At 67.4% G+C, this 5,040-nt stretch carries 6 protein-coding genes; 5 read left to right on the top strand and 1 reads right to left on the bottom strand.

What is annotated here, in order from left to right:
• Positions 1 to 270 precede the first annotated feature (270 nt).
• The 5 genes from HMPREF9440_RS05440 (at position 271) to HMPREF9440_RS05460 (ending at position 3,210) form a co-directional block, all read left to right on the top strand.
• Positions 271 to 621 (top strand): hypothetical protein, encoded by a 351-nt coding sequence (locus HMPREF9440_RS05440; protein ID WP_245523576.1) that lies wholly within the window; start codon positions 271 to 273, stop codon positions 619 to 621.
• A gap of 6 nt (positions 622 to 627) precedes the next feature.
• Complete coding sequence (locus HMPREF9440_RS05445; RefSeq protein WP_392391996.1) at positions 628 to 960, top strand: YbaB/EbfC family nucleoid-associated protein; 333 nt, start codon at positions 628 to 630, stop codon at positions 958 to 960.
• 110 nt (positions 961 to 1,070) lie between these two features.
• Positions 1,071 to 1,913, top strand: a complete 843-nt coding sequence (gene modD, locus HMPREF9440_RS05450; protein WP_040763898.1) for a ModD protein — start codon at positions 1,071 to 1,073, stop codon at positions 1,911 to 1,913.
• Positions 1,910 to 2,530: a recombination mediator RecR gene (gene recR, locus HMPREF9440_RS05455; RefSeq protein ID WP_008542260.1), complete on the top strand. Its 621-nt coding sequence runs from the start codon at positions 1,910 to 1,912 to the stop codon at positions 2,528 to 2,530. The genes modD and recR overlap by 4 nt, the downstream gene beginning before the upstream one ends.
• A gap of 80 nt (positions 2,531 to 2,610) precedes the next feature.
• Positions 2,611 to 3,210 carry an SIS domain-containing protein gene (locus HMPREF9440_RS05460; RefSeq protein WP_040763900.1) on the top strand — a complete coding sequence of 200 codons (600 nt, stop codon included), beginning with the start codon at positions 2,611 to 2,613 and terminating at the stop codon, positions 3,208 to 3,210.
• Positions 3,211 to 3,279: 69 nt separating this feature from the next.
• On the opposite strand, the gene HMPREF9440_RS05465 is transcribed toward HMPREF9440_RS05460, so the two are convergent.
• Positions 3,280 to 5,040: hypothetical protein (locus tag HMPREF9440_RS05465; protein ID WP_008542262.1), on the bottom strand; the 1,761-nt coding region annotated here is incomplete at its 5' end.

Raw genomic sequence — 5,040 nt, forward strand, 5'->3', positions numbered from 1 at the left:
CGACGGGCGGCGTCGCCGCCGTCGGGTCCGGCACGGGCCTTCCGCCCATGCCCAGGCCCCGGACGGCGCCGCCGAAGCCTGCGGCGCCCGCGAAGGGCCGCGAGGGCGCGGCCGACGGGGAGCTCCCTCCCTGGGGAGAGCCCTCCGCCGGTTGAGGTCCTGCCCGATGACCTCGTCGAAGACGACGTCGGCCAAGCCGACCTGGATTCGCCGAGGCCGCTCAACTGGCGAGAGATGATTCGGGCGGCCGGACTCGAGGGTCCGGTCAAGATGATCGCCGTGCAGGGACAGGTGCTGTCGCTCACGGAAGATTCAGTAAAATTGCGCCTTGGCGTCGCGGCACTGGCTACCGAACCCAACCGCCGCGCCTTGGCCGAAAAGATGAGCGCGCGAACGGGCCGACCCTTCCGCGTCGTCTTTGAAGTGGGCAACGTCGAGGGGACTACGGTCGCCGACGAGGAGCGCCGCGAAAGGGTCGACGCGCACCGCGCGATGGTCGAAGCCTTCCGCAAGGATCCCTTCGTCATCGACGTCGCCGAATTGTTCGGAGGCACGGTCGACGAAGACTCGATCCGCGCGCTCCAGCCGGAAGATCCGGATTCAACAACCAACGAGAGGTAACCCGCGATGCGAGGTATGGGTGGAATGGGCGGCATGGGCGGCCTGATGGCGCAGGCGCAGAAGATGCAGGCGAAGCTCGCCAAGGTGCAGGAGGAAATCGCCCGCACCGAAGTCGAAGGCGAAGCCGCCAACGGCGCCGTCAAGGTGACGATGACCGGCAAGCACGAGTGCCGCCGCGTCGTGATCGATCCGAAGGTGGTCGACCCCGAAGACGTCGAAATACTCGAAGACCTGGTGACGCTCGCGGTCAACGACTGCGTGACGAAGATCGCCGCGATGAGCGAGCAGGCCATGCGTCAGGCGGTGCCGCTGCCGCCGGGCATGAAGATGCCGTTCTGAGAACGACGCGGAAACGGAAGTCGGAGGGGAGCCGCTTTTTTGGAAAAGCGTTCCCCTCTTTGCTTAAGAAGGCCGGAACTCGATTGTCGGCCAAGGATGTTTTCAAGATCATGCGTACCCCCGATACGGTGCTCGAAGCCTGGCTTCGGGACGACTGCCCCTTTGAAGATCTCACCTCCGCGGGCCTCGGGATCGAACGCGTGCCCGGCAGGCTCGAAGCCCGCGTGAAGGCCCCGGGCCTCGTCGCGGGGACGGCGGACGCCGCGCGCATTCTCGAAATGGCGGGGGCGAAGGTGCGCCTCCACGTCCGGGACGGCGACCGGTTGGACACCAAGGGCCTCGTGCTCGAAGCCGAAGGCGAGGCGGGTGAACTCCACCAGACCGTCAAGGTCGCGCAGTGCGTGATGGAGTACGCCTCGGGGATCGCGAACCGCACGGCCGAGATGGTCGCGGCGGCCGAACGCGGACGCCCGGGCTGCCGCGTCGGACTCACGAGGAAGCACATGCCGGGGACGAAGTACCTCTCCGCCGCCGCGGCTCTCGCCGGGGGCGGCATCATGCACCGCTGGGGTCTCTCGGACTCGATCCTCGTCTTCGATCAGCACCGCGTCTTCACGGAGGACGATTGGGCCCCCGCGTTTGCGCGCTTGAAGAGCTTCTCGCCCGAGCGCAAGGTCGCGGCGGAAGCCGACGGCGTCGAAGAAGCGATGCGCCTCGTTGACCTCGGGGTCGACATCCTGCAGTGCGAGCGCTTCACGCCGGAGGGCCTCGCGGAATTGATTCCGCAGGTGAAGGCGAAGAACCCGCAGTTGGTCGTCTCCGCCGCCGGGGGCGTGCAGGCCGCGAACGCCGAAGCGTACGCGCGCGCCGGGTGCGACCTTCTCGTGACGAGCTGGCCCTATTTCGGGAAGCCCTTCGACGTCAAGATGATCCTCTCGCGGAGGCCCGAATGACGGTGCGTCTTTCGGCTTCGCTGGAGCACCTCATCGAGGCTTTGGCGGAGCTCCCGGGCTTGGGTCCCAAAAGCGCGCAGCGCGCGGCCTTTCATCTTTTGGACAAGGACGCCGCGCGCCTTGCCCGTCTTTCCGAAGCGGTGACGGAAGCAAAGACGAAGCTGAAGCGCTGCCGCTCCTGCCGCACGTACTGCGAAGGGGACGTCTGCCCGGTCTGCGCGGACGAACGCCGCGACCGGGGGCTTCTCTGCGTCGTGGAGAGCGTGCCCGACCAGATGGCGTTGGATGCGTCCCTTGCCTGGCCCGGGCTCTACTTCATCCTCTCGGGGCGCTTGTCGCCGATGGAGGACCGGGGCCCCGAGGAAGTGGGGCTGACCGACCTCATCGCCCGCGTCGAAGAGGGACTCCGCGAAGACAACCTCCGCGAGGTGGTCGTGGCGACGAGCTATACGCCCGAAGGCGACGCGACCGCATACTACGTGATCGAAGCTCTGAAGAAGCGCGCGCCGGACCTGCGCGTCACCCGGCTCGCGCGCGGTCTGCCCTCGGGGATTGAGATCGAATACACTGACCTATCCACGCTCGCGGGCGCGGTCTACGACCGTCGCGAGCCCTGAGAAGCCGGCGCGCGCATCCCGGCGGCGCGCCGCTTCTCCAACGAACACTGCGCCGACGAAGGCCAATGAAGAAAGTTTCCATGACGACCAAAGAACACATCCTTGCCGCGCTTGAAGACGCCCGCATCGGGCTCGAAAACCTCATGCGCGACGACGCCGCGCTCGCCGCGATCGGCGAAGCCGCGCGACTGATGGCGGAGACGATCCGCGGGGGCGGCACGGTCTGGAGCTGCGGCAACGGCGGGAGCCTCTGCGACGCGATGCATTTCGCGGAAGAAATGACGGGGCGCTTCCGCAGCGACCGCAAGCCCTACGCGGCCTGCGCCATCGCGGACGCCTCGCACCTCGCCTGCGTCGGGAACGACTACGGATACGAACACGTCTTCTCGCGCTGGATCGAGGCGCACGGGCGAAAGGGCGACGTCCTTCTCGCGATCACGACGTCGGGGACGAGCAAGAACGTTCTGCGCGCCGTCGAAGCCGCCCGCGCCAAGGGCGTGCGCGTCGTGGGGCTCACGGGGCGCCCCGGGTCGGCGATCACCGACATTGCGGACGTCTCGATCGTGACGCCCGCGGGCCGCTGGGCGGACCGCGTCCAGGAGCTCCACATCAAGTGCATCCACATCATGATCGAGTTGATCGAGCGCGAGCTCGATCCGCAGAACTACGCCGGCGAATGACGGGCGGAGGACGCGACGAATGAGACGGGGCGGGGTCCTTGGAACCCACGCCCCGTTTTCATAGGCGCCTTACGCCGCAGGCTCTTCGTAGAGCCGGTAGGAGCCGTCGCGCCAGCGCACGAAGGGATGGAAGTGCGCGGCCTCAAGGAGCGGCGCCGCCTTCGGGTCGAACCTTGCTGCGTCGCGAAGCCGCATGAGGACCGTGTTGGCGGGCGTGGGCACGCCGACGGGCTCGTTCCCGACGGTGAACCAGAGCGCCGTCGGTCGGCCCTGAGGCTTCACCGGGAGGATGCGTCCCACGGGGAGCTCGCCCCTCGCCACCCGGGCGTCGACGAGGCAGAGTTCCGCCGGGTCGGCTTCGCCCAAGGCAACCGACGATTCCGCGGCTTCCCCCGCTTCGCCTTCTTCGACGCGCAGCAGGTGCGGACGGTCCTTCCAGATCGTGGCGTAGCGGCCGGCGGCATCGTCGTCGATGAGCGAAGCGAGCCCGAAGAAGGTGGTCGCCGTCGCTTCCTCGCTGCGAAGCGTCCGGAGCGTCACGACGCGGACGCCTCGCTCCTGAAGCGCCCTCGGCACCCACGACTCGTGCCGGTTGCCGCAAAAGCCGAAAAGCTCGAACCCGGTGTCCTTCGTCGCCTTGGGGCTGCCGCGCCAGAGCAGGTCGAAGGGCTCATCCGCGTCCCAGGCGTCTTCGTCCGGAGGCGAGGCGATCAGGCAGGCGAGCGCCTTCCCGAACGTGCCGACGGCGTCGACGTCGTTCGGTCGTACGAGCGCGGCGAGCGCCACATCGGGGTAGTGGTTCGGGATGATGTTCTGTTGCGCGAGGGAGCGCCGGATCATCGCTCGGGTGTTGATGCTCAGGGCGAGCTCGACGTCGGTTCGTCCGGGGACAGCGTAGGTGCCGACGTAGCAGCCGTCGGTTACGGCGTACCAACCCCGGAAGGTCCAGTCCCCGAGCGGTGCGGTGAGTTCTTCGGGTGCGAGCTGGACGGGAATCGCCGCGGCGTCCAGGGCGACGTCGGACAACTTTTTGGAGCGGTCGAAGCGCGGTACCCAATATTCAGCCTCCGGGACGCTCGTGTAGGTCAGAAGGTTCGACGTACGCCAACACCCGCTGGAGGCGCTCGTGATGTCGGCTGTCCCGAGGAAGCCCGCGTCCGCAGCGTGAGCGGCGGTCTGCCAAAACTCAGGGGTACGCGTCTCAAGCGGAGTGCGCGCCAGAATTCGGACGATCTTCCGACGGAGTTCCTCGTCCGTCAGTTCCGGATGAAGCCAATCAGGGGAGATGTCTGCGGCCGTCGCGTCCTCCGGCAGGGCACGGATCGTCTTGATCGGGAAGGTGAGGCGGCGCACGGTGGAGAAGGCCTTCTGGTGGAAGGCGCGGGCGTTGTCCGAAGGGAGCCGGTGATTCACGCCGCGGGGAGCCTCGGGAAGTCCCAGCTGCAGGCAGGCGCGCTCCAAAGCTTCCTTCATGGCGATGGCCGCGTACCAAAGTGCTTCAAAGGCGGTTGCGGGGAAGGCCGCACTTGCTCGAACGAGGCGGGCCCGCCCAAGTTTGTCGAGTTTCTTTTCGCGGCGAATCAGCGCCTTCGGGTCCAAATCGGCGGGATCTTCTGCGGAGAGTTCGAGAATGCCCGCCAACGTCTTCGCAACGGTTTCCATCGGACCTTTGCCGTGTTCGCTCCAGGCCAGCAGCGCCTCCTTGTTGCCCTGCTGGATGGCGCTTCGAAGGCGAAGCCACCTGACGGCGTACGAGTCGGGTGCGTCCGGACGGACGGCCTGCGCCGTGACCTCGGCCCAGGTGGGGTGGGGGTCGAAAACCGGACCTGC

The sequence above is a fragment of the Sutterella parvirubra YIT 11816 genome, assembly GCF_000250875.1.
Taxonomy (GTDB): domain Bacteria; phylum Pseudomonadota; class Gammaproteobacteria; order Burkholderiales; family Burkholderiaceae_F; genus Sutterella; species Sutterella parvirubra.

Bases quoted from the DNA above. Each gene is read 5' to 3' on its own strand.
- HMPREF9440_RS05440 (WP_245523576.1), top strand. From the start codon at position 271: ATGATCGCCGTGCAGGGACAGGTGCTGTCGCTCACGGAAGATTCAGTA.
- HMPREF9440_RS05445 (WP_392391996.1), top strand. From the start codon at position 628: ATGCGAGGTATGGGTGGAATGGGCGGCATGGGCGGCCTGATGGCGCAG.
- modD (WP_040763898.1), top strand. From the start codon at position 1,071: ATGCGTACCCCCGATACGGTGCTCGAAGCCTGGCTTCGGGACGACTGC.
- recR (WP_008542260.1), top strand. From the start codon at position 1,910: ATGACGGTGCGTCTTTCGGCTTCGCTGGAGCACCTCATCGAGGCTTTG.
- HMPREF9440_RS05460 (WP_040763900.1), top strand. From the start codon at position 2,611: ATGACGACCAAAGAACACATCCTTGCCGCGCTTGAAGACGCCCGCATC.